At 36.4% G+C, this 25,067-nt stretch carries 25 protein-coding genes; 10 read left to right on the forward strand and 15 right to left on the reverse strand.

Annotated features, from left to right (window positions below):
• Positions 1 to 61: 61 nt before the first annotated feature.
• Both ACU8DI_RS08760 and crcB read left to right on the forward strand, forming a co-directional pair.
• Positions 62 to 1,081 carry an SRPBCC family protein gene (locus tag ACU8DI_RS08760; protein WP_447112390.1) on the forward strand — a complete coding sequence of 340 codons (1,020 nt, stop codon included), beginning with the start codon at positions 62 to 64 and terminating at the stop codon, positions 1,079 to 1,081.
• Positions 1,082 to 1,450 (forward strand): fluoride efflux transporter CrcB, encoded by a 369-nt coding sequence (crcB, locus tag ACU8DI_RS08765; RefSeq protein ID WP_447112391.1) that lies wholly within the window; start codon positions 1,082 to 1,084, stop codon positions 1,448 to 1,450. It abuts the gene before it with no gap.
• Here crcB and ACU8DI_RS08770 read toward each other — a convergent pair.
• Positions 1,447 to 2,052 carry a DUF1684 domain-containing protein gene (locus ACU8DI_RS08770; protein ID WP_447112392.1) on the reverse strand — a complete coding sequence of 202 codons (606 nt, stop codon included), beginning with the start codon at positions 2,050 to 2,052 and terminating at the stop codon, positions 1,447 to 1,449. The genes crcB and ACU8DI_RS08770 overlap by 4 nt on opposite strands.
• A gap of 229 nt (positions 2,053 to 2,281) precedes the next feature.
• Here ACU8DI_RS08770 and ACU8DI_RS08775 point away from each other — a divergent pair, with 229 nt between their 5' ends.
• Together ACU8DI_RS08775 and ACU8DI_RS08780 are read left to right on the forward strand one after the other, a co-directional pair.
• Positions 2,282 to 3,511 (forward strand): MFS transporter, encoded by a 1,230-nt coding sequence (locus tag ACU8DI_RS08775; RefSeq protein WP_447112393.1) that lies wholly within the window; start codon positions 2,282 to 2,284, stop codon positions 3,509 to 3,511.
• Entirely contained in the window at positions 3,508 to 4,491 is a 984-nt protein-coding gene (locus ACU8DI_RS08780; protein ID WP_447112394.1) for a YpdA family putative bacillithiol disulfide reductase, read from the forward strand. The genes ACU8DI_RS08775 and ACU8DI_RS08780 overlap by 4 nt, the downstream gene beginning before the upstream one ends.
• A 28-nt stretch (positions 4,492 to 4,519) precedes the next feature.
• Here ACU8DI_RS08780 and ACU8DI_RS08785 read toward each other — a convergent pair whose 3' ends face one another.
• Entirely contained in the window at positions 4,520 to 4,963 is a 444-nt protein-coding gene (locus ACU8DI_RS08785; protein ID WP_447112395.1) for an Lrp/AsnC family transcriptional regulator, read from the reverse strand.
• Between the two features lie 115 nt (positions 4,964 to 5,078).
• Between ACU8DI_RS08785 and ACU8DI_RS08790 the strand changes: the two genes are divergently transcribed.
• Positions 5,079 to 5,474, forward strand: a complete 396-nt coding sequence (locus ACU8DI_RS08790) for a hypothetical protein (protein ID WP_447112396.1) — start codon at positions 5,079 to 5,081, stop codon at positions 5,472 to 5,474.
• On the opposite strand, the gene ACU8DI_RS08795 is transcribed toward ACU8DI_RS08790, so the two are convergent.
• The 3 genes from ACU8DI_RS08795 to ACU8DI_RS08805 form a co-directional block, all read right to left on the reverse strand.
• Entirely contained in the window at positions 5,471 to 7,018 is a 1,548-nt protein-coding gene (locus tag ACU8DI_RS08795) for an alanine/glycine:cation symporter family protein (RefSeq protein WP_447112397.1), read from the reverse strand. The two genes, ACU8DI_RS08790 and ACU8DI_RS08795, sit on opposite strands and share 4 nt — an antisense overlap.
• A gap of 92 nt (positions 7,019 to 7,110) precedes the next feature.
• Positions 7,111 to 8,229, reverse strand: coding sequence for a hypothetical protein (locus ACU8DI_RS08800; RefSeq protein WP_447112398.1), 1,119 nt, complete (start codon positions 8,227 to 8,229; stop codon positions 7,111 to 7,113).
• Positions 8,230 to 8,316: 87 nt separating this feature from the next.
• Positions 8,317 to 11,727: a methylmalonyl-CoA mutase family protein gene (locus ACU8DI_RS08805; protein ID WP_447112399.1), complete on the reverse strand. Its 3,411-nt coding sequence runs from the start codon at positions 11,725 to 11,727 to the stop codon at positions 8,317 to 8,319.
• 156 nt (positions 11,728 to 11,883) lie between these two features.
• On the opposite strand from ACU8DI_RS08805, the gene ACU8DI_RS08810 reads away from it, so the two are divergent.
• Together ACU8DI_RS08810 and ACU8DI_RS08815 are read left to right on the forward strand one after the other, a co-directional pair.
• On the forward strand, positions 11,884 to 12,591 hold the full coding sequence (locus ACU8DI_RS08810; protein WP_447112400.1) for a DUF4197 domain-containing protein: 708 nt from the start codon (positions 11,884 to 11,886) through the stop codon (positions 12,589 to 12,591).
• Positions 12,592 to 13,563, forward strand: coding sequence for a carbohydrate kinase family protein (locus ACU8DI_RS08815; protein WP_447112401.1), 972 nt, complete (start codon positions 12,592 to 12,594; stop codon positions 13,561 to 13,563).
• Here ACU8DI_RS08815 and ACU8DI_RS08820 read toward each other — a convergent pair.
• Positions 13,557 to 14,063, reverse strand: a complete 507-nt coding sequence (locus ACU8DI_RS08820; protein ID WP_447112402.1) for a hypothetical protein — start codon at positions 14,061 to 14,063, stop codon at positions 13,557 to 13,559. The genes ACU8DI_RS08815 and ACU8DI_RS08820 overlap by 7 nt on opposite strands.
• Positions 14,064 to 14,317: 254 nt before the next feature.
• Between ACU8DI_RS08820 and ACU8DI_RS08825 the strand changes: the two genes are divergently transcribed.
• Positions 14,318 to 14,518 (forward strand): Lacal_2735 family protein, encoded by a 201-nt coding sequence (locus ACU8DI_RS08825; RefSeq protein WP_447112403.1) that lies wholly within the window; start codon positions 14,318 to 14,320, stop codon positions 14,516 to 14,518.
• A 77-nt stretch (positions 14,519 to 14,595) separates the two neighbouring features.
• Positions 14,596 to 14,823, forward strand: coding sequence for a Lacal_2735 family protein (locus ACU8DI_RS08830; RefSeq protein WP_447112404.1), 228 nt, complete (start codon positions 14,596 to 14,598; stop codon positions 14,821 to 14,823).
• Here ACU8DI_RS08830 and ACU8DI_RS08835 read toward each other — a convergent pair.
• The 4 genes from ACU8DI_RS08835 to prfA all read right to left on the reverse strand — a co-directional run bounded on the left by ACU8DI_RS08835 (position 14,792) and on the right by prfA (position 18,978).
• On the reverse strand, positions 14,792 to 15,583 hold the full coding sequence (locus tag ACU8DI_RS08835; protein WP_447112405.1) for an ABC transporter substrate-binding protein: 792 nt from the start codon (positions 15,581 to 15,583) through the stop codon (positions 14,792 to 14,794). The genes ACU8DI_RS08830 and ACU8DI_RS08835 overlap by 32 nt on opposite strands.
• Positions 15,584 to 15,597: 14 nt before the next feature.
• On the reverse strand, positions 15,598 to 16,410 hold the full coding sequence (gene pyrF / locus ACU8DI_RS08840) for an orotidine-5'-phosphate decarboxylase (protein ID WP_447112406.1): 813 nt from the start codon (positions 16,408 to 16,410) through the stop codon (positions 15,598 to 15,600).
• Positions 16,411 to 16,509: 99 nt separating this feature from the next.
• Positions 16,510 to 17,877 (reverse strand): DUF5723 family protein, encoded by a 1,368-nt coding sequence (locus tag ACU8DI_RS08845; RefSeq protein ID WP_447112407.1) that lies wholly within the window; start codon positions 17,875 to 17,877, stop codon positions 16,510 to 16,512.
• Between the two features lie 24 nt (positions 17,878 to 17,901).
• Positions 17,902 to 18,978 (reverse strand): peptide chain release factor 1, encoded by a 1,077-nt coding sequence (gene prfA, locus ACU8DI_RS08850; protein WP_447112408.1) that lies wholly within the window; start codon positions 18,976 to 18,978, stop codon positions 17,902 to 17,904.
• 112 nt (positions 18,979 to 19,090) lie between these two features.
• Here prfA and ACU8DI_RS08855 point away from each other — a divergent pair, with 112 nt between their 5' ends.
• Positions 19,091 to 19,381 carry a hypothetical protein gene (locus tag ACU8DI_RS08855; RefSeq protein ID WP_447112409.1) on the forward strand — a complete coding sequence of 97 codons (291 nt, stop codon included), beginning with the start codon at positions 19,091 to 19,093 and terminating at the stop codon, positions 19,379 to 19,381.
• On the opposite strand, the gene ACU8DI_RS08860 is transcribed toward ACU8DI_RS08855, so the two are convergent.
• The 5 genes from ACU8DI_RS08860 to ACU8DI_RS08880 form a co-directional block, all read right to left on the reverse strand.
• Positions 19,378 to 20,322 carry a DUF3078 domain-containing protein gene (locus tag ACU8DI_RS08860; RefSeq protein WP_447112410.1) on the reverse strand — a complete coding sequence of 315 codons (945 nt, stop codon included), beginning with the start codon at positions 20,320 to 20,322 and terminating at the stop codon, positions 19,378 to 19,380. The two genes, ACU8DI_RS08855 and ACU8DI_RS08860, sit on opposite strands and share 4 nt — an antisense overlap.
• A 28-nt stretch (positions 20,323 to 20,350) precedes the next feature.
• Entirely contained in the window at positions 20,351 to 21,529 is a 1,179-nt protein-coding gene (locus ACU8DI_RS08865) for an AIR synthase related protein (protein ID WP_447112411.1), read from the reverse strand.
• A gap of 51 nt (positions 21,530 to 21,580) precedes the next feature.
• Positions 21,581 to 22,240, reverse strand: a complete 660-nt coding sequence (locus ACU8DI_RS08870; protein ID WP_447112412.1) for a Curli production assembly/transport component CsgG — start codon at positions 22,238 to 22,240, stop codon at positions 21,581 to 21,583.
• Positions 22,241 to 22,465: 225 nt separating this feature from the next.
• On the reverse strand, positions 22,466 to 22,606 hold the full coding sequence (locus ACU8DI_RS08875; RefSeq protein ID WP_447112413.1) for a hypothetical protein: 141 nt from the start codon (positions 22,604 to 22,606) through the stop codon (positions 22,466 to 22,468).
• A 239-nt stretch (positions 22,607 to 22,845) separates the two neighbouring features.
• Positions 22,846 to 25,032: a glutamine synthetase III family protein gene (locus ACU8DI_RS08880; RefSeq protein ID WP_447112414.1), complete on the reverse strand. Its 2,187-nt coding sequence runs from the start codon at positions 25,030 to 25,032 to the stop codon at positions 22,846 to 22,848.
• Positions 25,033 to 25,067 lie beyond the last annotated feature (35 nt).

Below are 25,067 nucleotides of genomic sequence, written 5' to 3' on the forward strand. Positions count from 1 at the left end.
ATTAACATCTCCTAAAATTGATTATCTTTGATTACCTAATTAATTTTATCAAACTGTCAAAATGAAAGCATTTAAATACATTATCTTTCTATTTCTTATACTTATCATTGGTGCGGCCATTTATATAGCGGTACAACCCAATAGTTTTGAAGTCACGCGAACCAAAACAATACAGGCTCCTGCCGAAGTGGTTTACGACAATATTATTGACTTTAAAAATTGGGAGTCTTGGTCATCTTGGGCTGAAGCCGATCCCGATTTAACCATTCAGCTGCCAGAAAAAACTAAGGGCATTGATGGTTCATATACTTGGGAGGATTCAGATGGTGTTGGTCGCATGAAAACAGTTGATGCCAAACCACACAGTACGATTATTCAAGAAATGCAATTTGAAGAATTTCCTAAATCTGACGTACGTTGGGATTTAAGTCCTAATCAGGACGGCTCAACAGATGTTAAGTGGTCTATTAAAGGCGAAGATTTACCCTTTATGTTTAAGGCTTATACAGCATTTACTGGTGGCATGGAAAAACAAATAGGTCCGAATTATGAGCGAAGCCTAGAGCTCTTAGATAGTGTTTTGGTGGCTGATATGAAAAAATATTCCATTGACGTTGAAGGCGTAACCCAGCATAGTGGTGGATTCTATTTATACAATACCACGTCATGTAAGATGAGTGATCTCGAACAAAAAATGCAGGAAATGATGCCGAAAGTTGGTGGATATGCTATGAGTAATAATATTCGAATGGCTGGCAAACCTTTTGTGATATATCACCAATGGGATGTTGAAAATAACGCTGTTATGTTTTCTTGTTGTATTCCTACGAGTTCAAGAGTTATTACGACAGATTCAGACATACTTACTGGTCAACTTGAGCCGTTTAAGGCTTTGAAAACTGTCCTTGAAGGCGATTATGACAATCTGCAAGAAGCTTGGAACACATCCATGACTTATATTGCCGAAAACGACTTAATACAAAATGAGTCGGGACCCATGATTGAATCTTATATTACTGATCCTTCGAATACTGCAAATCCAGCAAATTGGATCACCGAAATCTATATCGCTGTCGAATAAATGAAACAACTTCTCTTGGTTTTTTTGGGTGGTGGTATTGGAAGTGTCCTTCGATTTACCATAGGTAAATGGCTCAATAATTCTGAAAACGGCATACCGTATGGTACGTTTGCAGCCAATATTATCGGTAGTCTTTTAATCGGTATTATTCTAGGACTTGCGGCAAAAAACAATACGTTATCAGACAATCAAACCATATTTCTTGCCACAGGTTTTTGTGGTGGTTTTACAACCTTTTCAACCTTCGCCTATGAAAATCATGTCTTTTTAAAGTCTGGTGATTTTGGGACATTCGCCTTTTATACAATAGCCAGTTTTATTGTTGGTTTTCTTGCTGTGTTCTTTGGAATGTACTTAATTAAAAATTAGTGCTTGTTAAAAGCTTTAACACCCGCTCTAACCTCTAAATCTAAGTAATTCTCTCTTGGCACTATCGGACAAGAGTAGCGTTCATTGTAAGCGCAATATGGATTATAGGCTTTATTAAAGTCTATTTCTATCACATTACCTTCAGGAATTCTCATATCTATATAGCGTCCACCACCATAGCTTTCATCACCATTCGTATTGTCTAGAAATGGTAAAAACAAATAATCCTCGTATCCCTCCTTCGTAATCAAACCTTGGTTTTGGTAAATATTTAAGCTAAAGTCTTTATCCTTTAATGTGAATGTAATGACACCATATTTCTTGTATTCTGGCAACCTACTAGTCGTAGTCTTCATTTTAAAAACATCCTCATTAGGTGTTCTTTCAAAAGTAGCTTGAACCACATAGGTGGAGTCAAACTTGAAAAAATCCAAACCTTTGAACTTTTTTCGGTCTTTATCCTTAAGAGGCGATGTTGAGGCATCTTTGTATTCTGCATTGATCTCTTTTTGAAATTCAGTTTCACCGGGAATTGGACGCTTATCCTGAGCACAGCTTAAAGTAGAAATGAACAATAATAAAAGTAGTGGATAGGTTTTCATAATGATATTTTTCATTTCAAAAATACAACTTATCCATTTTTTTCATAGCTTTACCTCAATTAAAATAAGAAAAATGCATAATTGCGTCGTAACATATATTAAAAGACAGAAGACCTCTTCAGGAAAGAGTCGGACGATCTATATGCTATGATAATATAATTATATAACCAATCAATCATAAAAAGTCCGACGTTAGCGTCGGACTTTTTACTTTTATATACCAATCAAAATGAAATTGTTATTCAAAAATTACCTCAACACATTTAAAGGGCTTTCTGAAGAAATCTGGTGGCTTGCACTAATTACTTTAATCAACAGAGCTGGAACGATGGTCATCCCTTTTCTATCGTTATATCTCAAAGAGGATTTAGAATTTTCAGTGGGTGATGTCGCATGGGTAATGACTGCTTTTGGTCTTGGTTCTGTGGCTGGATCTTGGCTAGGTGGCAAACTTACCGATCAAATAGGCTATTATCAAGTCATGGTAAGAAGTTTATTAGCAACGGGTTTTTTATTTATTGCCCTTCAATTTCTCAATACGTTTGCGCTAATTTGTGTAGGTATATTTTTGGTTATGCTAGTGGCAGATACATTTCGACCTGCTATGTTTGTGGCGCTCAGTGCTTATAGTAAACCTGAAAATAAAATCAGATCACTAACACTTATTAGACTCGCCATTAATCTCGGGTTTTCTGCTGGACCTGCCATTGGCGGACTTATTATTACCGGCTTAAGTTACTCAGGCTTATTTTGGGTAGATGGTATTACCTGTATTATCGCGACGCTTCTTATGATCAAAGTATTGAATCCGAAGAAAGCTAAAATAATGGACCAAATTAAAAATGACCATCCTGATTCAGCATATAAAGATAAAGCCTATTTAATATTTTTGGTAGCTATGGCTCTATTTGGGATTGTATTTTTACAGTACTTTTCGACCATCACCATTTACTATAAAGATGTTCATAGCTTAGATGAATTGGAAATTGGTTTACTTTTAGGTCTCAATGGGTTTTTAATCTTTATTTTTGAAATGCCACTCATAAAATGGTTAGAAAATTCTAAATATACCAAACTAGGATTGGTATTTTTTGGAGCCGTATTAACAGGCATCAGCTTCCTGATTTTAAACTTAACGAGTTGGTCGGGCGTGTTGGTTTTAGGAATGCTATTAATGACGGTAGGAGAAATGGTCGCATTTCCATTTTCAAACTCCTTTGCTATTGATCGCGCCAAAAAGGGAAATCAAGGAGAATACATGGCACTTTATTCCATGTCATTTTCCATTGCGCATATTTTTGGTCACAATGCAGGATTGCAAATGAGCGCAAAATTAGGTTATGATAATACCTGGTATATTATTACAGTGATAGCCTTTGTGTGTGCCATCATTTTATTTATATTAAAGCAACATTTGAAACGTAAAAAAACAAATAAAAGCATCGCTATTATTCAATGATAAAAACCGTAGACGTACTTATTGTAGGAGCAGGACCCATTGGTATCGCTTGTGCCTTGGAGTGTAAAAAAAGAGATTGGAATTACCTGGTCATAGAAAAAGGTGCATTGACCAACTCATTATTCAATTACCCCTTAAATATGACTTTTTTTTCTTCTTCGGAAAAATTAGAAATTGACGGCATCCCTTTTATCAGTAACCAGCCAAAACCCAATCGTAATGAAGCCTTAGAATATTATAGACGTGTGGTCACTTCTAATAAGTTGCAGATCCATCTCTATGAAAAAATAAGAAGTATTAAAAAAGCCGATATGCATTTTGAAGTCACTTCAGACAAAACGCAATACAAGGCCAAGAAAGTGATTATTGCTACTGGATTTTATGATATTCCAAATGTGTTGAATGTTTCTGGTGAAGACCTTCCAAAGGTTCAGCACTATTATAAAGAAGCCCATCCTTTCACCCTTCAAGATATTGCGATAGTTGGGGCCAGTAATTCTGCTGTAGATGCTGCGCTTGAAATCTATAGAAAAGGTGGCAATGTCAGTATGATTGTGAGAGGTTCTGATATTGGTGAACGTGTCAAATATTGGGTAAGACCTGATATCATCAATCGTATTGAAGAAGGAAGTATCACCGCCTATTTTGACTCTGAAATTACTGATATACAACCGAACCATATTACGATAAACACACCTGAAGGCTCTAAAACTATTGAAAATGATTATGTGATTGCACTAACAGGATACCAGCCCAACTTCCAATTTTTGGAAGCTGCTGGAATCACATTATCAAATGATGAAAAACACCTGCCTACTTATAATAAGGATACCATGGAATCAAACGTTGATGGTTTATATTTGGCAGGAGTGATTTGCGGTGGAATGGAAACACATAAATGGTTTATTGAAAATTCAAGGATACATGCCAAGCAAATTGCTCAACATATAGAACAACAATTTGACAATAGTCGTTCCTAAATAGACAAAAATCCTCAGGCCTAAAATCTTACTTCAAGGGTTTTACTTCGTTATGTTTTATAACGTGTGACAATACAATCTGTGTTTTTGTTTCTCCATAAACAATTAACTGATCGATAAATGATTCCAAGTGCTTTTGATTTTTTAGAACGACTTCCATCACGATATTTTCGTTACCGGTAATCCGATAGCAATTGATTACCTCATTATACGTTTGAACTTTCTCTAAAAATGGCTTAAGCATTCCCATGAAGGCGCGAAGTGTTATCAAGGCTTTTAACTGATAACCAACTTCGAATGGTGACACCAAGGTATTATAGCTTTGAATAATCCCAGCATCTTCCATCTTTTTAATGCGCTCTGAAACGGCTGGAGAACTAATGCCAACTTGTCTACCAATTTCAGCATTAGATTGCCTCGCATTCACTTGAAGACATTTCAAAATCTTCCAATTAAGCGTGTCTATATGCATTTAAAGTAATTTTAAAATATACGTTAATAGTTAAATCAAATATACGTTTTTACTTTAATAATTAAAGCATATTATCCTCATTTGTCACTAATTTTGTTACCATTGCTATTAAAAAATGAATTATCAAATCCCATCTCACTTATCAGAACTGCCTATATATCAAAAGGCTATAGATATCCTTGTCTTATCTCGGAGTATTTCCACATATATCAATCAAGATTTATCGTATTTAAGAGCAGATGGTACTGAAGATGCTGATATCTACTTTTCTGGAGACATCATTCAACAGTCAGAGTCTTTAGTTCCTGAAATTGAAAAGGCACAGGCAGAACGTTTTTCTGATAGAAAACATAAACATTTAGCATCTTTAGAACGTTTAACACATCGTTTGCATTTAAATTGTAAGCGATTGCAACATTGCAACAGCAATGGAAGAGACTACCTTCCTATTCTTCAAAAAGAGTTAAAAAAATTCAAGCGACTACAACGTCATTGGATGCTTACACTTTAAACTTTAGGCTTAAAAATCATTTTTTTGTAACGTTTTAGTTCTTCCAAAACGCGCTTCCTTAATAAAAATAGACCTATCATATTAGGCACCATCATTGCGAAGACCATAGCATCACTAAAATCAACAACCGCAGTTAAGGTTGCAGCAGCACCTATAACTGTAAACACGCAAAATAAAAGTTTGTAGATATATGCTGTTCTTTTACTTCGTCCGAATAAATAACTCCACGATTGATACCCGTAATAAGACCAAGAAATCATCGATGAAAAGGCAAATAAAATGACAGCAACGGTTAAGACATAAGGAAACCAGGAAATACCACTTTCCAATGCTGTGGCTGTAAGTATAACGCCCTGTTCAAAACTAATAGCTGCACTCGTATCCACTTGACCTGTAATTATTAATACCAAAGCTGTCATGGTACACACTAATACCGTATCAATAAAAGGCTCCAACAAAGCGACCAATCCTTCACTTGCAGGATAGTTGGTCTTTACCGCACTATGGGCTATTGAAGAACTTCCGATACCGGCTTCATTACTAAAGGCTGCTCTTTTAAATCCTTGTACCAGCACACCAATAAATCCGCCAGCTATACTTTGCGGATTAAATGCGCCATTCCAAATGGCTGAAAAAGCATCAGGGATTTTTGAAAAATTTAATCCGAGTATCGTGAGTACCGCTAACAGATAAACCACCACCATAATTGGCACTACTTTATCGGTCACTTTGGCTATTTTCTTGATACCTCCAATAATCACAATACCCACGAAAATGGCCATCACTAAACCAAAAACCCAGCCTTTACCATATAAAAAACTTTGTTCTCCTCCTGTGACATACTCAAAAAGCTTAAAGGCCTGATTCACTTGGAACATATTCCCTCCGCCAAAGGAGCCACCAATACACATAACAGCAAAAGCCACAGCAAGAATTTTCCCGAGTTTTACTAAGCCTTTCTCTTTCAACCCTTTTTTAAGGTAATACATGGGTCCGCCAAATACTGTTCCTTTGCTATCAACTTCTCGATATTTCACGCCCAATGTGCATTCCACGAATTTTGAAGACATCCCTAATAATCCGGCTAGAACCATCCAAAACGTCGCTCCAGCACCACCAATGGACAAGGCGATTGCAACTCCTGCAATATTCCCGAGACCCACCGTGGCCGAAACAGCTGCAGTAAGTGCTTGAAAGTGACTCACTTCACCTTCGCCATGACCTTCAACTCGGATGGTGTCAGGGTTGTCACCATCCATCGTAGAGACGGCTTCTGAAACTTCAATTGAGCCTCCTGTTTCTAAGTCGTCATAACGACCTCTAACGACTTTAATCGCTGTAAAAAACGATCGGAAATTGACAAACCTGAAGTAACATGTAAAATAGCCAGCACCCAGAATTAAAATAATAAGTACCCAAGGAATGCCAACGTCATTCGTTATTGGAATTTCAGCAAAAATGGCATCTACAAACCATTGGGTAGCGTTGCTGAATTGTGTGTTGATTTGTTCGTCTAATGATTGATTTTGAATTTCTGATAACATATAAAGAAGTTTGTCACAAGGTGTGAACAAACCGCTTTACATAAAAGGTTACGTAGTGATGAAATTTAATGAGGGAATGATTAAGCATGTACTTAATCACTCATATTACGACTTGCATGAGCGGCGAAATCATTAGTAATGGCGTAGGCAATCAATTGCTCTTTCCCTTCACTACCCTTGATATTCAACATTTTTTTGATTTGATGAATATGTGTTTGTAAGCCATCGACGCTAATATGCATCATTTCGGCTATGTCATTGTAAGATTTCTCATGACCGAAAAGCGCCAAATTCCCTAACACTTCCTTTTGACGTTCAGAAAACTCAATGGTATGTAGTTGGCTTAACGAAAGTAATTCCTTTTTCATGTTTTTAATCGTATCTAAATGACTCTCATTCGCCAACTGCAATTGTTCCATTTGGTGATTGAGTTTTTTGTTACGCATCGTTAACTCATGTACCAATGACTGTTGTTCTTCTTTTTCCGAAAGAAATTTCCAACTGTACAGTAAAATAGAAAACAATAAGATGAATAAAAACTTAAACGAAATAGCAGTAATACCACCAACGATGGCCCAAAACTTTTGATCGATAATCTGAACAACCTGGTCTTGAGGAATGATTCTATGTGATACTGCTATAACAATGAGTAAGAACAACACAAAAGTGGGTAAATACATGAACGTCATTTGCCTACTTTTAAAAGCGCTGTTCAGTTCATAGAGCAAGGATAAGGCTACAAAAATGGATATAGGAATATCGATCAACCAAATAAAATTATTACTAATGGTCGCATTATTATAAGAACTCGCTATAAAAACGAATGTGATCATTCCTAAAACACCAGAGTATAGTCCGATGAATTCCTTGGTAGAAAACCGTTCTATCAATCGCACAACGATTCCTCGTCTATGATTATGTTCAATAGATGGTAATGACAATAAGATAAATAATGAATTCGCTAAGGATACTAACACGCCTGAATAAATCAAGATTTTATGACTCAAGGACCATTGAAATATTTGCGTATATACTAAATTCAGCAAAGCGCCGAATCCCCAAACAAATATTGCCAAGCCGAACCATTTTATGCCATTTATCGCATGCTGATTAGTTCCTCGTTTTTTTTCCTTGATGAAAATCCGTTGAATGACCATCGCTGAAATTAAACAGACGATAGCCGTGACCATAAATTCAGTCGTAGATGACATGGTAGTTCGTTTGAATGACTAAATATAGAAAAATCCCTTGATGAAAAGGGATTTTAAATTATTTCTTCATAGATGGAAGTCTAGAACTTACATGTTTCTTCGGTATTGCCCACCCACTTCAAACAAAGCAGATGTGATTTCACCTAAGGAGCATACTTTACAAACCTCCATTAAAGATTCAAAAATGTTTTCATTATTGATGGCCTTTTGTTGTAAGTCATTCAGTAAATCCTTGGTATCATGAGCTTGATGCAAATTTTTCAAGGTTTTAATTTGTATTTTCTTTTCCTCTTCAGTGGCTCTAATGACTTCCGCAGGAATGACCGTAGGAGACCCTTTGGAACTCAAAAATGTATTCACGCCTATAATTGGAAACTCTCCATTGTGTTTTAAGGTTTCATAATACAGACTTTCTTCTTGAATTTTTGAGCGTTGATACATCGTTTCCATCGCTCCTAAAACACCACCTCTTTCTGTGATTCGGTCAAATTCTAAAAGCACAGCTTCTTCCACAAGATCAGTTAATTCCTCAATAATGAAGGAACCTTGGATAGGGTTTTCATTTTTAGCCAACCCTAATTCTTTATTAATAATCAACTGAATGGCCATTGCACGTCGCACTGATTCTTCGGTTGGTGTGGTTATCGCTTCGTCATAAGCATTCGTATGCAAAGAGTTACAATTGTCATAAATCGCATATAATGCCTGAAGGGTTGTACGGATATCATTAAAGTCGATTTCTTGAGCGTGCAAGCTACGTCCCGACGTTTGAATATGATACTTGAGCATTTGTGCTCGTGCATTAGCACCATACTTAAGTTTCATTGCCTTAGACCAAATCTTTCTAGCGACACGACCGATTACGGCATATTCAGGATCAATACCATTCGAGAAAAAGAAGGATAAATTAGGTCCAAACTTATTAATATCCATACCTCTAGACAAGTAATACTCCACATAGGTAAAACCATTGGCTAAGGTAAATGCCAATTGCGAAATTGGATTTGCTCCAGCTTCTGCAATATGATAACCAGAAATAGATACAGAATAAAAATTTCGGACATTATTCTCTATAAAATAGGCTTGTACATCTCCCATTAAACGCAAGGCAAATTCTGTAGAAAAAATACAGGTATTTTGCGCTTGATCTTCTTTCAAAATATCCGCTTGAACGGTCCCTCGCACTTGGGCGATTGTTTGGGCTTTTATTTCTTTATAAACATCTTTCGGTAACACTTGATCTCCTGTAACACCTAAAAGCATCAATCCAAGACCATCATTCCCTTCAGGTAATTCACCGTGATATTTAGGTCGTTCTTTATCTTTATATAGTTCTGCTATTTTAGCTTCAACCTCCTTCTCAAGACCATGTTCCTTAATATATAACTCACACTGTTGGTCTATGGCGGCATTCATAAAAAAGCCCAGTAACATTGGAGCTGGACCATTAATAGTCATACTCACTGAAGTCATTTTATCCGCCAAGTTAAATCCGGAATACAATTTTTTAGCATCGTCCAAACAGCAAATAGACACACCTGCATTTCCAATCTTACCGTAAATGTCTGGTCTATGATCTGGATCATTACCATAGAGTGTCACACTATCAAAGGCCGTTGACAATCGTTTTGCTGGTAAGCCCATACTCACATAATGAAAGCGACGATTGGTTCGTTCTGGTCCACCTTCACCTGCAAACATTCGAGCAGGATCTTCTCCCGTTCTTTTGAATGGATACAAGCCTGATGTATATGGAAACTCGCCAGGAACATTCTCCTGAAGCGTCCATCGCAAAATATCTCCCCAAGCTTGATACTTTGGCAACGCTACCTTAGGTATTTGTGTATGAGACAAGGACTCTGTATGTGTTTCTATTTTTATTTCTTTATCGCGAACCTTAAAGGAGTAAATAGGATTTTTATAACGATTCACCTTGTCATCCCAACCTGTAATTACTTCCCAGTTGTAAGGATCTAAATTGAGTTTGACACGATCAAATTCAGCTATCAAAAGCTTGACAAAGTCTTTGTTATCTGCATAATTAATGCCGTCTCCATCAATTCCAGCTTTATCCAATTTAGGGCTTGTTCCTACAACCGATTCCATCGTTTTATAAATCCCATAAAGTTTCTGAGCCACTTCAACTTGATCCACTACCGTTTTATCATACGCTCTGTTGTTTTCAGCAATTTCTGATAGATAACGTGTTCGAGATGGAGGGATCACAAAAATCTTTTCACTCATTTCATCGGAAATATGAAAGGTGGACTTTAAATCGGTATCGGTTTTCTCTTCCAACTTATCCATGATGGCCTTGTAGAGCGTATTCATTCCAGGATCATTAAATTGTGACGCAATGGTTCCAAACACAGGTAAGTCTTCTTGCGGTGTATCCCACAAGTTGTTGTTACGCATGTATTGTTTTTTTACATCGCGTAAGGCATCTAAAGAGCCGCGTTTATCGAATTTATTGATAGCTACCAAATCGGCAAAATCTAACATATCAATTTTCTCTAATTGTGTTGCCGCACCAAACTCAGGTGTCATCACATATAGAGACACATCGCTATGCTCAATAATTTCTGTATCAGATTGACCAATCCCTGAGGTTTCCAAAATGATTAAATCAAACTCAGCGGCTTTAAGCACTTCTACTGCTTCATTCACATATTTTGATAAGGCTAAATTAGATTGACGTGTCGCAAGACTGCGCATATACACTCTAGGTGAATTAATAGCATTCATACGGATACGATCTCCTAATAAGGCACCTCCAGTTTTACGTTTAGAGGGATCTACCGAGACGATTCCCACGGTTTTCTCTGGAAAATCGATTAAAAAACGTCTCACCAACTCATCTACTAAACTGGATTTTCCTGCACCACCTGTTCCAGTAATACCGAGTACTGGAGTTTTAGAGTCTTTATTCTTGGCATGTATTTTATCTAAAGTTGCTTTTGCCACTTCAGGAAAATTCTCTGCAGAAGAGATTACACGCGCAATAGCTTTCGGGTTTTTGTTTGGTAAATGATCAATCTCACCATTAAGCGATTCGCCAATGGCAAAGTCGGATTTTTCGACTAGATCATTAATCATGCCTTGTAAACCCATTTCACGACCATCGTCAGGTGAATAGATACGATCAATACCATAATCCATGAGTTCCTTTATTTCCGAAGGCAAAATAACGCCGCCACCACCGCCAAAGATTTTGATGTGTTCAGCACCTTTTTCTTTTAGTAAGTCATGCATGTATTTAAAATACTCATTATGACCACCTTGATATGATGTTAAACAAATCGCATTCACATCTTCCTGAATGGCTGTATTCACCACTTCTTCAACACTCCTATCATGACCCAAATGTATCACCTCCACACCTGTGGCTTGGATGATACGACGCATGATATTTATGGAGGCATCATGCCCATCAAATAAGGAGGCGGCAGTTACGATTCTAACTTTATGTTTTGTATGATAAGGTGCGACTTGCTTCATTCGTAATAATCTAAGTTTTTAGTGCTGCAAATTTAAGGAATATTCAAAAATTTCGGCGTAATTTTAAGAAATATATAAGTGTGATTATAATGAGATTATTTTCTGAGTAAAAAAAACAAATCTCTATATTTGTTAAATATAAAAAATCCCTATACCATGATTCGTAAATTTTTTGCATTTATTCTTATCTTCAATTTGACAGCCTGTGCAGAACTTCAGGATGTTGTGAACAATCTTCCTCAAGGAGGTGATGTATTGAGCAACGCAGATATTGCAGCTGGTCTGAGACAAGCCTTAGATTTTGGAATTGATAAGCAGGTAAGCAAATTGACACAAGAAGATGGTTTTTTCAAGAATGAACTCGTTAAAATATTGTTGCCAGAGGAACTTCAAAAAGTAGATAAAGGGCTGCGTGATATAGGTTTAGGTAATTTAGCGGATGAAGGCCTAAAAGTTTTGAATCGAGCTGCTGAAGATGCTGTTGGTGAAGCCACACCTATTTTTGTGAATGCTGTCAAAGATATTACCTTTAATGATGCGAAAAATATTTTGTTGGGTAACGATGATGCAGCCACTCAATATTTGACCTCAAAAACTCAAACGGAACTTTACAATAAGTTTCATCCAGTTATCAATAACTCATTTGCGAAAGTAGGTGCTGATCAAGTTTGGACAAACCTTATAAATAAATACAATGCCATTCCTTTTACCAACAATGTGAATCCTGATTTAACAGATTATGTTACTGCTGAAGCCTTAAAAGGGGTATACACCATGATTGCTGTTGAGGAAAAGGAAATTAGAAATAAAGTATCGTCAAGAGGTACTGATCTCTTGAAAAAGGTATTTGCACTTCAAGATTAGATGACATCACATTACAAAATAGCGGTTGTAGGTCCAATACCGCATGACACTATTATTACTCACAATAATGAGACAATTGTTAAATACGGTTGTGTCTCGCATCCCACTATTGCATTAGCCAAATTAATGGAAGGTCAAGGTGAGGTCATTCCTGTGTCTCATGTGCACCAAAAGGACTACGAGGCCATTAAAGCATTGTTGGCGCCGTATAAAGCGATTAACATGGAAGGTTTGTCTTCCAAACATGACCTTGGAACGGTTATCGAGCTAGAATTTTTAGATCAGAATAATCGTCGTGAGCGGCAGATCTCAAATATGAAGCCTATTTCCGCAGCAGATGTTTCACCTTTTTTAGATGCCGATTGTTTTGTTTTTGTTCCGATTACAGATTTTGAGATTGAATTAGACACCTTGAAACACATAAAAAAACACAGCAAGGCTAAAATCATTTTTGATGCACACGGACCAACCACCTATGTCACAGATGAAGGCAAGCGCTTAAGAAGGTATTGGAAAGATAAGGAAGACTGGCTACCTTATATTGATGTTCTGAAAATGAATTTAGAAGAATCTATCTGTTGTTGGTTTGACGAAGATTATACCAACGAAGATTTTTATGATGATAACAATACGGCACATTTAGACGATTTTGCCGATTATGTCTTGAGCCAAGGTGTGCAGTATTTGTATGTCACTTTAGATTCTAGAGGTTGTGCTATTTATTCGAAAAATGACGATGGTAGCATGTCCAAATCGTTCGTTAAATCTGTTCCAGTCAACCACGTTGTTGACACGACGGGATGTGGTGATTCTTTTGCTGGTGGATTAGCCTTCGGATTTACCGTGAATAATGATGCTACAAAAGCAGCGCATTATGCTAATGCGCTTGGTGCCATGAGAACTCAAGGTAAAGGCTTTGATGTATTTAAATCCTTAGACGAGACGAATGCCATTATTGACAAGCATTATTGAGTTTTCTTCTTATATAATCCATCGAAAGCTACTGTGACGTTTGTGCCATCGGTTATAGTCTCCCAATATTGCCTTACCGAACCGTCATCATTAGTTGTCCAAGTTATGCGATGATAATAGGGCTTTCCTGCCTTATTTGTAAATTCATCTGATTTCAAAACCATCTGGTTGCCTTTTCGATGTCCTTTTAAATGTAAACTCTGTCCTTGATTATCAATCCAAAGCTGTTCCCACTGTTGGGTATTCGAATTATAATAATTATGACTCGTACCTGTATAGGAGCCATTGGCACTGATCCAGTTTTCTTCAAGAACACAGCCGTTCTGTATTTTTGTAATGGTATTATGACCAGCCAATGTGCCATCAGGCTTTGTAACTGTCCATTCACCTACCCAAAAATCAAAGGCTTTTTGGGTGTCAGAACAGCAATTACACGATGGATTCTGTGAAAATGATAAGGCTGTAAAAAGACTAAATAATATGGGTAAAATTCGTTTCATTTAAGTGTGTTTATCATAAAATTATTAAATCAATTTTAATACAAAGCTAATATTAACATAACATTGATAAGCGATTTAAGTCTCATCTTTGCAATAGTTAGCAGGAAAATCTCCTAAAATTCATTCGAATTAGAAAAGTTAGTTGGAAAATCGGTCTCTTTATGAGGTCGGTTTTTTTTTATTAATTTTTTTAAATTTTAATTTGCTCTATTCCAATATTTTAAATACATTTAAGTATTAGAATCGTGTAAGTAATGAAACCCATCAATAGCATTCAGGAACATCGATCGGCATTACTAGCACGATACAAAAAACTTATTGAACAAGCCTACAATTTTCGTCAAACTGATTCTGCCCTCAGCGACATTTCAGAATACAAGGCCATAAAATTACTTCACAAGTTAAATAAATTGAATTACCTCGACAGGAATTTAAGTGCCATACAGCGCAATTAATTTGACATTTATTTAACGTTACTCTTAAGTCTAAGGCTTGTCATTTAATCGTATATAAGATTTAAAAACAAGTAATTATGAGTACACATTTCTGCAAAGTGGGAAAAACCACACCCAATAACGACAAAAAAGTTAGTTTAAAAGATTTAGAGAATAAATATGCACAATTTATTGAAGAAGCTTACAATGTGGAGCAAACAGATTTAAGCTTGAGCGACACCTTATTTCACGAAGCACAAAAGCTAAAGCAACGTATTTTGAATTTAAAAAGTGCTAATGCACTAAATCTTGATGCAGCGTTTTAAAATACTGAAAAGCCTTTGTTAATCGCGAGCCATACCACGAAAAATATTCTCCGTCTACAAGGATGATACTCGCTGAAGGAAATTTTCCTTGTAATAGCGCCATGTCCTCTTCTTTAAAAGGATAAGGTTCTGTTGACAAAAGTATGATATCGCAGTTAGTACCGATGTCAGCTATTTTGATTTCTGGATATCTATTCAAATCTGCAAACACATTATCAAAATTATTCAAATGTAACATGGCATTAATAAATGTCTGACTTGCTGCCACCATCCACGGATTCTTCCAAATAAAATAAGCCACTTTACGCTTTGGTTGTTTTAACATAAATTCGGAAAAATTAAAAGCCTCACTTTCGATAGTTTCGATAATTTGAGACGCTTTCTTTTCAACTGAAAACAATGTGCCATAGAGTTTGATGAGTTCAATCGCATCTTCAAGATTATAAATATCACTAATATGAACGGGTGCTATCTGTTCTAACACTGAAATCATTTCAGCCGTGTTCTCTTCTTTATTGCATAGAATAATATCTGGAGACAGCGCTTTGACTTTATCGAAATTTATAGTCTTTGTACCACCAACAACGTTTTTTTCTTGCTTCAAATAATTTGGATGCACACAAAATTTAGTCACTCCTACAATTTTTGATCTGAGACCTAAATCAACCAACAGTTCTGTTTGTGAAGGCACTAGTGATACAATACGCTTAGGCGTGTTTTGCAATTGAAGTGGTCTACCTAACTGATCACGATGCATCATCTGAAATTCATTAACTAAGGCAACAAGGATGCCATTTCGCTCTGTAATTCAGCAGCTTTTTCAGCAGCTTTTTCAGCAAAATTCATTGTATTGGAGGCGTAAATAATTCCTCTTGAAGAATTAATCAATAATCCAATATCCTTAGTCATTCCATATTTACAAACCGCTTTCAAACTACCTCCTTGTGCACCAACACCAGGTACTAATAAAAAGGCATCTGGCACGATATCACGAATCTCGTTCAAAAACTCTGCTTTAGTCGCGCCAACCACATACATTAAATTACGAGCATTTTTCCATGATTTAGATATTTCTAAGACTTGCTTATAAAGCTCCTTCCCTTCTACCGTTTTTGTTTGAAAATCGAAGGCTCCTTTGTTTGAAGTCAAAGCCAATAATATGGTATGCTTGTTATCAAAAGCCAAAAAAGGTTCCACCGAATCCTTGCCCATATAGGGAGCAACCGTGACACTATCGAAAGACAAATCCTCGAAGAATGCTTTAGCGTACATCGCGCTTGTATTTCCAATATCGCCACGTTTGGCATCTGCTATGGTGAAAATTTCTGGATGCTTCACATTGAGATACATCATTGTTTTTTCCAAAGCCTTCCATCCTTTAAGACCGTGTGCTTCGTAAAAGGCTGTATTTGGTTTATAAGCAACACATAAGTGATGCGTCGCGTCGATAATGGCTTTGTTGAAAGAAAAGATAGGATCCTCCTCTGTTAATAGATGTTTAGGGATTTTATTTAAATCGACATCCAGTCCTATACAAAGAAATGACTGCTTCTTTTTAATTTGTTCTGTGAGTTGGCGTGTTGTCATTTTAATGAATTCATGAAAATTCGAATACCATTGATTCTTTTAAGTTCTACACTTCAAAAATAAGTAATAAAAAATGCCTCCAAAATAGGAGGCATCAAATTATATGGTTTGATTTTTTTTGGCAAATGATTTTCCTTTCTTATAAATAGGAATTTTAAGTCCAGCATAGACATTTACAGCCTTACTTTCACTTGACATAACATTTGTTAGAATGGAATTGGAACCTAAGAATAGTGGACCTGCACGAAACCCAAAACCTGCGTTAAATCCACTGTAATCCGTCACACTCAATGGGATATAACAACCAAACCATTTACGCTCGAAACGTGGGGTGACTATCACACTATTGTCTATTTTATTCGTGTTTAATTCAGTCGCATTACGCAATGACAAATCTGTTCTTAAATTGACAAAAAACTGTGTGTCTAAATTATAATCTAAAGTCAAGTGCAGAGCGGTTGGCAACTTCACTTTGGTAAAATCTTCAGAGCCAATTTGCGTATATAAGTTATTCAATTTATCCTCTATACTTTCTTGAGACTCATAAGTAATTTCATCTACAGAACCTGTAATATCGTAACGATTTGCTTCAGCTTTATCATAGCTAATGCTACCAATATCGGTAATACTTAATCCTACCTTCAATTTGTAATTAGACCTTGACGCATTGTCAATTTCGGTAGGTTCTGGACGCCATTCATAGATAAACCCTAGATCGGCACCAAGTCCGTTAGAACCTTTCTCAATATTGAAATCGCTATCATCTTCATTGACACTAACACCCTGAGAACTTCCGTACTCAATCAAACCGGTTGTTGTAATCGTTCCCACATCTGGCGTAGAACCATCAGCATCAAAATCAACGGACAAATTGGTTCCTTTCAAGTAAGCGTTTCCTGCGCCTTGAAGGTATTTTAAAGTGACACCACCTTTAAGATAGTGTTGGTCATTATCGATTAAAGTTCTAGCGTATACCAATCCTATTTCACCCCAAGCATGGAACGTGGATGTAAATTCATCCTCCGTCAATGAGAAATCATTCGCAGAATCGAAATCATCTTCAAAAGCATCAAAAAGTTCTCCTTTAATCTCATTAATATTAAGATACGCTCGAGCTCTCAAAATGATTCCAATACTATGTTTTGGAGATAAATTGAACATAAAAGAAGGCAAGAGCACATCCGATGAAATCGCAAAATTATTATTCTCTGCAGCTATAAATTGGTCAGTATTGATATCAGATCCATCGAATACATTACCAAAATCAGTCACAAAATAGTCATTGTTGATACTGCCATTGGCCGATCCCAAATTAATTTCAGTTCTAAATTTGGACCCTGTGATATTCGCTGGGTTTAATGTGGCACTGTTAATACCTGAATAGTTATCTGACAAGTATCCAAAATAGTTTTGGGCGGCTGCCATATTTACGAACAGCAGCAAAAACATAAATTTAAAAATTCTCATTTATAGTTAGGTTGATTAATAGCTTTAAATATGTTCATCGCTGGCTTTCAACTTTTCGGTATTTTCAGCCAGCATTAATTCGTCGATAATTTTTTGAATATCACCATTAATAATATTTTGCAAATCATATAAAGTCAAACCTATTCTATGATCCGTCACACGACCTTGAGGGTAATTATAGGTTCTAATTTTTGCACTTCGATCTCCAGAAGTTACCATACTTCCACGCTTCGCAGCATCCTCTTCCTGTTTTTTAGCTAATTCTAAATCATACAATCTTGATCGCAATACCTTAAAGGCTTTTTCTTTGTTTTTATGTTGGGATTTTTGATCTTGACACTGAGCCACCAAACCAGTAGGCTCATGAGTTAACCGAACTGCTGAATAGGTTGTATTTACGGATTGTCCACCAGGTCCAGAAGAACAAAAGTAATCGATACGAACATCTTTTGGATCAATTTCGATATCAAACTCCTCGGCTTCAGGAAACACCATACAAGTTGCAGCACTTGTGTGTACTCGACCTTGTGTTTCTGTTTGAGGAACACGCTGCACACGATGCACACCCGCTTCAAACTTTAAAGTTCCATAGACATCTTCTCCAGAAACTTCAAACTGAATTTCCTTAAATCCACCATTAGTTCCTTCACTAAAGTCTACTGTATCCACACGCCATCCTTTACTTTCACAATACTTGGTATACATTCTAAAGAGATCTCCAGCAAAAATACTTGCCTCATCACCACCTGTTCCAGCGCGTAGTTCAACTACTGCATTCTTAGAATCTTCAGGATCTTTAGGAATCAACAAAAAGCGAATATCATCCTCCAACTTAGGAATCCCTTCTTTAGCCTCGTCATATTGCATTTTCGCCATTTCAACCATTTCTGGGTCACTTCCATCAGCAATGATTTCTTCAGCTTCTTTTAAATTGTCCGTAAGTTCTATATAGGCTTCACGCTTATCCATGAGTAAGCGTAAATCTTTGTATTCCTTGTTTAATTGTACGTAGCGTTTCTGATCCGAAATGATATCGGGTTGGATGATTAGGTCACTCACCTCATCAAAACGCTGCTTTACTATTTGTAATTTCTCTAACATCTATCTTCTAAAATTGAGAATCAAAAATACGATAATTTATGGATTCACCATAGATTGAAAAACTTGTAGTTATCGCGAAAAATATTTTTACTTATTTTATCGTTATAAGTTCATGCGTACGCAAGTAAGATCCATACTCAACTATTATAAATCAATGGCATTATGGTCGTTCATTGTAACGCTCGGAATCACCATCGTGAACCCGGAACTTATTTTGGCACTCTCCACAAAACTATGTCTTGTATTTGTGTTGTGGTTTATGATAAGTGATAGAAAAATACGCCAACGACTGCGTTTTTATAGAATTCGTGGTGTCTCAAATATCAAGTTTTTCACAGTGATTTTCATTTTTGATGGTTTGATTACCACCTTATTTCTGACACTGATCAAAGGATTCATTTAAAAATTAAAAACGACACCTACACCAAGTAACTGTTTCCATTGGAGCTTAGCACCTCGTTCTTCAAATTCATCTGCAATGTCAGTTTCAACAAGGGTTTTAACATCGTTATCATATTTTATATGCGAGCCTAACGTTGCTTTCACATAGTCATTGACTTTAAAATCAAAGATGACTTCCCAATCAACGTCTATATTTCCAAATTGATTGAGGTAATCGGAATATAAACTGATATTGTTTCTGACGAGGATATTTTCAAAAACCTCTGTCTCGTAATAATTGGTCAATAACACACCCATTTCGGTACGTAGTCGCTCACCCTCTTCAATAATATTTCCTTCATCATCGTAAACTGCAGGCGTCACACCAAATGAGCCAGCATTTGACAAAGCGTCATCAAGCACAAATGTCGACTTCATGGTTAACGGTGAAAAATACACGGATAGTTTGTCAAAATTTTTACCATATTCAACACCTCCACCAACAAATAAATACCCAGGTGCCATAAACCGTGAGATTTCATTGTCACGATCGGGATAGTTATAACCATTGGTTAATTGTGTTTTAAAGTTAAATCGAGATGAAAAATACCAATTTGTTAATGTATCCTTTCGATAACCGAGGTTTGAAATAATTTCCAGTTCGTCTTCTGTTTTTCTAAGCCTTTGGTTTTCTTGTTTATTGATCCCATATCTTAAACGTGCGGAACTGTTCCATTTAAAATTATTTTGCACATATTTTAGCGAAGAAAAAATGGTGGAAAGCGCAGAAATAGAGTTACTACCACCTGCATTCCAATTAACGAATGTCACTTCACTAATATCGAGGCCTGCTTTATTTACTAATTCCCATTTAGGGCGTTGCGTTTCTGTTTTTGTTGAATCTGTTACTGCGTATGAAAAATGAAAAGTTAAGACAAATAGTAGAAATGATATTTGCTTCATTGTAATTAGGTTTAAAAAATAGTATTAGTTAGTAGTTAAACGTTCCGAATTCACTTTTAATTGTTAGTTTTTTCTCTTTTGATTCTTCAACGCGCCCAACAATCTGTGCATCAACATGAAAGGATTTAGAAATAGCGATAATATCGTCGGCCACCTCTGGCGACACATACAGCTCCATTCGATGTCCGCAGTTGAACACCTGATACATTTCTTTCCAGTCGGTTTTAGATTGCTCCTGAATTAATTTGAATAACGGTGGCACATCGAACAGACGGTCTTTAATAATGTGCAAGTTTTCAATGAAATGTAAAATTTTGGTTTGTGCGCCTCCGGAACAGTGCACCATTCCGTGAATTTTATCAGAAGAAAACTTGGATAAAATCGATTTAATTATAGGTGCATAGGTTCGTGTTGGTGACAAAACCAATTTGCCCGCATCTAAAGGCGAATCTTGCACAGGATCCGTTAATCTAACTTGTCCAGAGTAAACTAAATCATCTGGCACTGCAGCGTCATAACTCTCTGGATATTTTTCTGACAGGTACTTATGGAAGACATCATGACGAGCTGAAGTCAAACCATTACTACCCATACCACCATTATATTCAGCTTCATAAGTGGCTTTGCCAAAACTTTCCAAACCTACAATCACATCACCCGCTTGAATATTAGCATTATCAATAACATCACTGCGTTTCATTCTTGCCGTGACGGTAGAATCAACAATAATAGTGCGTACTAAGTCTCCAACATCGGCAGTTTCGCCTCCAGTTGAATGGACAGTAACACCAAAATCTTTCAAGTCAGAAATTAACTCTTCAGTTCCATTAATTATTGCCGAAATCACTTCTCCAGGAATCACGTTTTTATTTCGGCCAATAGTAGAGGAAAGCATAATATTATCTGTAGCACCCACACAAAGCAAATCATCTATATTCATGATTAATGCGTCTTGAGCAATACCTTTCCAGACCGAAATATCTCCAGTTTCCTTCCAGTACATATAAGCTAAAGCGCTTTTAGTTCCTGCACCATCGGCATGCATAATCAAACAGTAGTCTTCGTCATTGGTAAGATAGTCTGGAACTATTTTACAAAATGCCTTCGGAAACAATCCTTTATCGATATTCTTTATAGCGTTATGAACATCTTCCTTTGAGGCAGAAACCCCTCTTTGCGCATAACGTTTACTGATATTTTGACTCATTGGTTTGTGTTGTTGAGCCACAAAAATAAGAATTGTTAATTACAATAGCATTCAATTTTTGTCATCAGTTATTGAATTGGCTTGTATTTCTGTTGAATAGTCACTTAATAGTTTAGATTTTGTCTCAGCGCCACCAAAATAGAAGTTCAGACCTAAAGCGATCCTAAAATACGTGTCATTGGAAGCTCCTGCTTCCAGACCATCTAGGGTATCACTAGACACATAATTATAATCTGTATATAATTTTAAGGCGATACTACGCAACAGCACAACTTCTACACCTAATCCTGCTTGTAATTTAGGAGACGTCTGCTTAAAATGATTGGCTGCATTATATCCAGCGCCAACAAATATCAGAGGCGAAACGTAGTGATGTGGTAATAATAGAAGTTCCATGTTTAAATCAAAAGACATAAACCCTTCATTATATAAATCGATATATGCTAAATTAAACTTGTGATATCCGAAATCCAACGACAAGTGCGGTGTTAAATGTCGTTTATAGCCAATATGGCTATAGATTTCAAACATTGGATCTTGATAATCTCCATTTATAACCGAAGTACCTAATGCGGCATCAAAAGCGTTAGTACCTCTTAAATCATAAAACTTAGTTTTGGGTGTTGTCAGATGCTCTTGAGACTGTAAAGTCGTCTGTAGCATAAAGCATCCCACCACCATTACAAACAACCGAATATGTTTTGCTATCATCAAACTTTGTTTTTGGTTATTACGCTAACCATCACAAAAATATTTAGGCTCACAAGATTTGGAAAAATGCGGACGACAATATAACAAATTAATTGTCAAACAGTTAACTTTTTGAGAATTTGCAAACAAAACATAAAAAAAAGACAAAAGAATTTGTAATTCATTTGTCTTTTCAATTGACGAATCACATTCGCCAATTTAGTTTTTGTAAGCTTCAAAAATCATTTACGATTCTGCTTGAAATCTCGTTTCAGTTTTAACAACGTTGTCCTGTGTAAGGTCATCTTTCACGTCATTAGAATCGTCCTGAGAAAACAACAAGGTAGCAAACATTAATGCAGCTACACTTAGTAGTAACTTCTTCATTTTTACAAAAAATTGATTAATAGCACTACAAATATAACCAACTTGCTTAGTGTTTATCAAGGTTTAACTATATTTTCGATTAGTTGATAAATTAATGCGTTGAAATACATTAAATGCAAATTTCACTACGTAATACTACGTATGATTTTGCATAAAACTATCCTTAAAAACACACTTTAAGAAGGTCTCGAAGTTAATTTTTCATGCGCTTCTTCAATCAAATAAGCTATCCAATGAGTTTAGTAAGTAAACAAAAGCTCTCTATATTTTGTGAGTGGCCATAATTCATCATCTACAAGTAACTCAAGTTTATCACAATGGTATCTGATATCATCGAAAAGCACCTTTACTTTATTACAGTACGCCATAGCTTTGTCGTCGAGATTTTCTAATGCATTGGCTTTTTTTCTTTCTTCTGTCATTTTAGTGACATTAGAATTGATACTCTCTATATGATGTGAAATGTCTTCTATAAGATTCAATTGTTCTTTAGCATAGGTCTTAAAAGTATCGCCATAAATTTCTTTAAGTCCTTTTACGTTCTTAATCAAGATATTTTGGTAGCGCACTGCTGTTGGAACCACATGATTACGAGCAATATCACCAATAACACGACCTTCGATTTGAATTCTTAGGACATACTCTTCCATTTCAATTTCATAGCGTGCCTCAGATTCTATGGTATTCATGACGCCTAATTCCTCAAATAACTGAAGTGCTTTTTTAGAAATCTTAGCTTTCAAGGCTTCTGGTGTTGTCTTGTGATTACTAAGTCCGCGTTTTTTTGCTTCCTTTTCCCAGGCTTCACCATAGCCATTACCTTCAAAAAGAATATGTTTTGATTTTTTAATATACTCACGTAAAATATTAAAAATGGCATCATCCTTTTTCATATCTTTTTTAGAAATAAGCTTGTCTACTTCAGCTTTAAAGTCCATCAACTGTTTTGCGACAATGGAATTTAAAACCGTCATTGGATTGGCACAATTTGCCGTAGATCCAACAGCTCTAAATTCAAACTTATTGCCAGTAAAGGCGAATGGAGACGTTCGGTTTCTATCAGTATTATCGAGCAAAACATCTGGAATTTTACCAACCACATTGAGTTTTAAATCTGTCTTTTCTTGAGGTGATAATTTACCATCAGTTACGTTTTCCAATTCATCGAGCACTTTGGTCAATTGTTCACCAATAAATACGGATATAATGGCAGGAGGTGCCTCGTTAGCACCTAAGCGATGATCGTTACTAGCAGATGCAATCGCTGCCCTCAACAAATCTTCATTATCATAAACAGCTTTGATGGTATTGATAAAAAAGGTCAAGAATTGCAAGTTGCTCATTGGTGTCTTACCTGGACTTAATAAATTCACACCTGTATTTGTACTGAGACTCCAATTATTGTGTTTCCCTGAACCGTTAACACCTGCAAACGGCTTTTCATGAAACAACACTTTAAAGTTATGACGTTCTGCGACCTTGTCCATAACGTCCATCAAAAGCGAATTATGATCAACGGCAAGGTTAGCCTCTTCGAATATAGGAGCCAATTCAAATTGATTCGGAGCCACTTCATTATGTCTGGTTTTAACTGGAATTCCGAGTAGCATGCACTCTGTTTCGAGATCACGCATATAAGCCATTGCTCTATTGGGAATCGTACCAAAATAGTGATCATCAAGCTGCTGCCCTTTTGCAGGAGAATGACCGAGCATTGTTCTACCTGTCAATACGATGTCTGGTCGAGACATAGCTAGACCACTATCTATTAAAAAGTATTCTTGCTCCCAACCTAGGGAAGCATTTACTTTTTTTACATTTTTATCAAAATACTTACAAACAGCTACTGCAGCCGTGTCAACAGCTTGCAATGCTCTTAATAACGGTGTTTTATAATCTAATGCTTCTCCCGTATACGCTACAAATATGGTTGGTATACACAATGTCGTTCCTAAAACAAAAGCGGGAGATGTTGGATCCCATGCTGTATATCCTCTAGCTTCGAAGGTGTTTCTAATGCCACCATTTGGAAAACTAGAAGCATCAGGTTCTTGTTGAACTAATTGTCCGCCACCAAACTTTTCAATAGCCAAGCCATTTCCTATCGTTTCGAAAAAAGCATCGTGCTTTTCAGCGGTGGCACCTGTTAAAGGCTGAAACCAATGTGTATAATGTGTTGCGCCTTTAGATATGGCCCATTCTTTCATCCCTGTAGAAATATGATCCGCAACAGTTCTATCGATTTTGGAACCATTACTTATGGCATCCATCACATTTTCATAAGCCTCTTTTGTCAAAAATTGACGCATGGTTGATTCACTAAAAACATTAGCGCCGAATATTTCTGATCGCCTTAATTTTTCTTCAATATGAATAGGTTGATGTTTAAAAACTTCTTTAAGAGCATGGAAACGCAATGTTGACATAATGTTATGGTTTTATTAATTTTTGTAGGGCAAAT

The sequence above is a fragment of the Psychroserpens sp. BH13MA-6 genome (assembly GCF_052983595.1).

Excerpts from the sequence above, each read along its gene's own strand:
- ACU8DI_RS08790 (WP_447112396.1), top strand. The coding sequence starts at position 5,079 with ATGAATTATCAAATCCCATCTCACTTATCAGAACTGCCTATATATCAA.
- ACU8DI_RS08770 (WP_447112392.1), bottom strand. The coding sequence starts at position 2,052 with ATGAAAACCTATCCACTACTTTTATTATTGTTCATTTCTACTTTAAGC.
- ACU8DI_RS08865 (WP_447112411.1), bottom strand. The coding sequence starts at position 21,529 with ATGAGTCAAAATATCAGTAAACGTTATGCGCAAAGAGGGGTTTCTGCC.
- ACU8DI_RS08860 (WP_447112410.1), bottom strand. The coding sequence starts at position 20,322 with ATGAAGCAAATATCATTTCTACTATTTGTCTTAACTTTTCATTTTTCA.
- ACU8DI_RS08880 (WP_447112414.1), bottom strand. The coding sequence starts at position 25,032 with ATGTCAACATTGCGTTTCCATGCTCTTAAAGAAGTTTTTAAACATCAA.
- ACU8DI_RS08810 (WP_447112400.1), top strand. The coding sequence starts at position 11,884 with ATGATTCGTAAATTTTTTGCATTTATTCTTATCTTCAATTTGACAGCC.
- ACU8DI_RS08815 (WP_447112401.1), top strand. The coding sequence starts at position 12,592 with ATGACATCACATTACAAAATAGCGGTTGTAGGTCCAATACCGCATGAC.
- crcB (WP_447112391.1), top strand. The coding sequence starts at position 1,082 with ATGAAACAACTTCTCTTGGTTTTTTTGGGTGGTGGTATTGGAAGTGTC.
- ACU8DI_RS08855 (WP_447112409.1), top strand. The coding sequence starts at position 19,091 with ATGCGTACGCAAGTAAGATCCATACTCAACTATTATAAATCAATGGCA.
- ACU8DI_RS08825 (WP_447112403.1), top strand. The coding sequence starts at position 14,318 with ATGAAACCCATCAATAGCATTCAGGAACATCGATCGGCATTACTAGCA.
- ACU8DI_RS08760 (WP_447112390.1), top strand. The coding sequence starts at position 62 with ATGAAAGCATTTAAATACATTATCTTTCTATTTCTTATACTTATCATT.
- ACU8DI_RS08830 (WP_447112404.1), top strand. The coding sequence starts at position 14,596 with ATGAGTACACATTTCTGCAAAGTGGGAAAAACCACACCCAATAACGAC.
- ACU8DI_RS08805 (WP_447112399.1), bottom strand. The coding sequence starts at position 11,727 with ATGAAGCAAGTCGCACCTTATCATACAAAACATAAAGTTAGAATCGTA.
- ACU8DI_RS08785 (WP_447112395.1), bottom strand. The coding sequence starts at position 4,963 with ATGCATATAGACACGCTTAATTGGAAGATTTTGAAATGTCTTCAAGTG.
- ACU8DI_RS08780 (WP_447112394.1), top strand. The coding sequence starts at position 3,508 with ATGATAAAAACCGTAGACGTACTTATTGTAGGAGCAGGACCCATTGGT.
- ACU8DI_RS08875 (WP_447112413.1), bottom strand. The coding sequence starts at position 22,606 with ATGAAGAAGTTACTACTAAGTGTAGCTGCATTAATGTTTGCTACCTTG.
- pyrF (WP_447112406.1), bottom strand. The coding sequence starts at position 16,410 with ATGACAACACGCCAACTCACAGAACAAATTAAAAAGAAGCAGTCATTT.
- ACU8DI_RS08870 (WP_447112412.1), bottom strand. The coding sequence starts at position 22,240 with ATGATAGCAAAACATATTCGGTTGTTTGTAATGGTGGTGGGATGCTTT.
- ACU8DI_RS08795 (WP_447112397.1), bottom strand. The coding sequence starts at position 7,018 with ATGTTATCAGAAATTCAAAATCAATCATTAGACGAACAAATCAACACA.
- ACU8DI_RS08775 (WP_447112393.1), top strand. The coding sequence starts at position 2,282 with ATGAAATTGTTATTCAAAAATTACCTCAACACATTTAAAGGGCTTTCT.
- ACU8DI_RS08820 (WP_447112402.1), bottom strand. The coding sequence starts at position 14,063 with ATGAAACGAATTTTACCCATATTATTTAGTCTTTTTACAGCCTTATCA.
- ACU8DI_RS08800 (WP_447112398.1), bottom strand. The coding sequence starts at position 8,229 with ATGTCATCTACGACTGAATTTATGGTCACGGCTATCGTCTGTTTAATT.
- ACU8DI_RS08835 (WP_447112405.1), bottom strand. The coding sequence starts at position 15,583 with ATGATGCATCGTGATCAGTTAGGTAGACCACTTCAATTGCAAAACACG.
- ACU8DI_RS08845 (WP_447112407.1), bottom strand. The coding sequence starts at position 17,877 with ATGAGAATTTTTAAATTTATGTTTTTGCTGCTGTTCGTAAATATGGCA.
- prfA (WP_447112408.1), bottom strand. The coding sequence starts at position 18,978 with ATGTTAGAGAAATTACAAATAGTAAAGCAGCGTTTTGATGAGGTGAGT.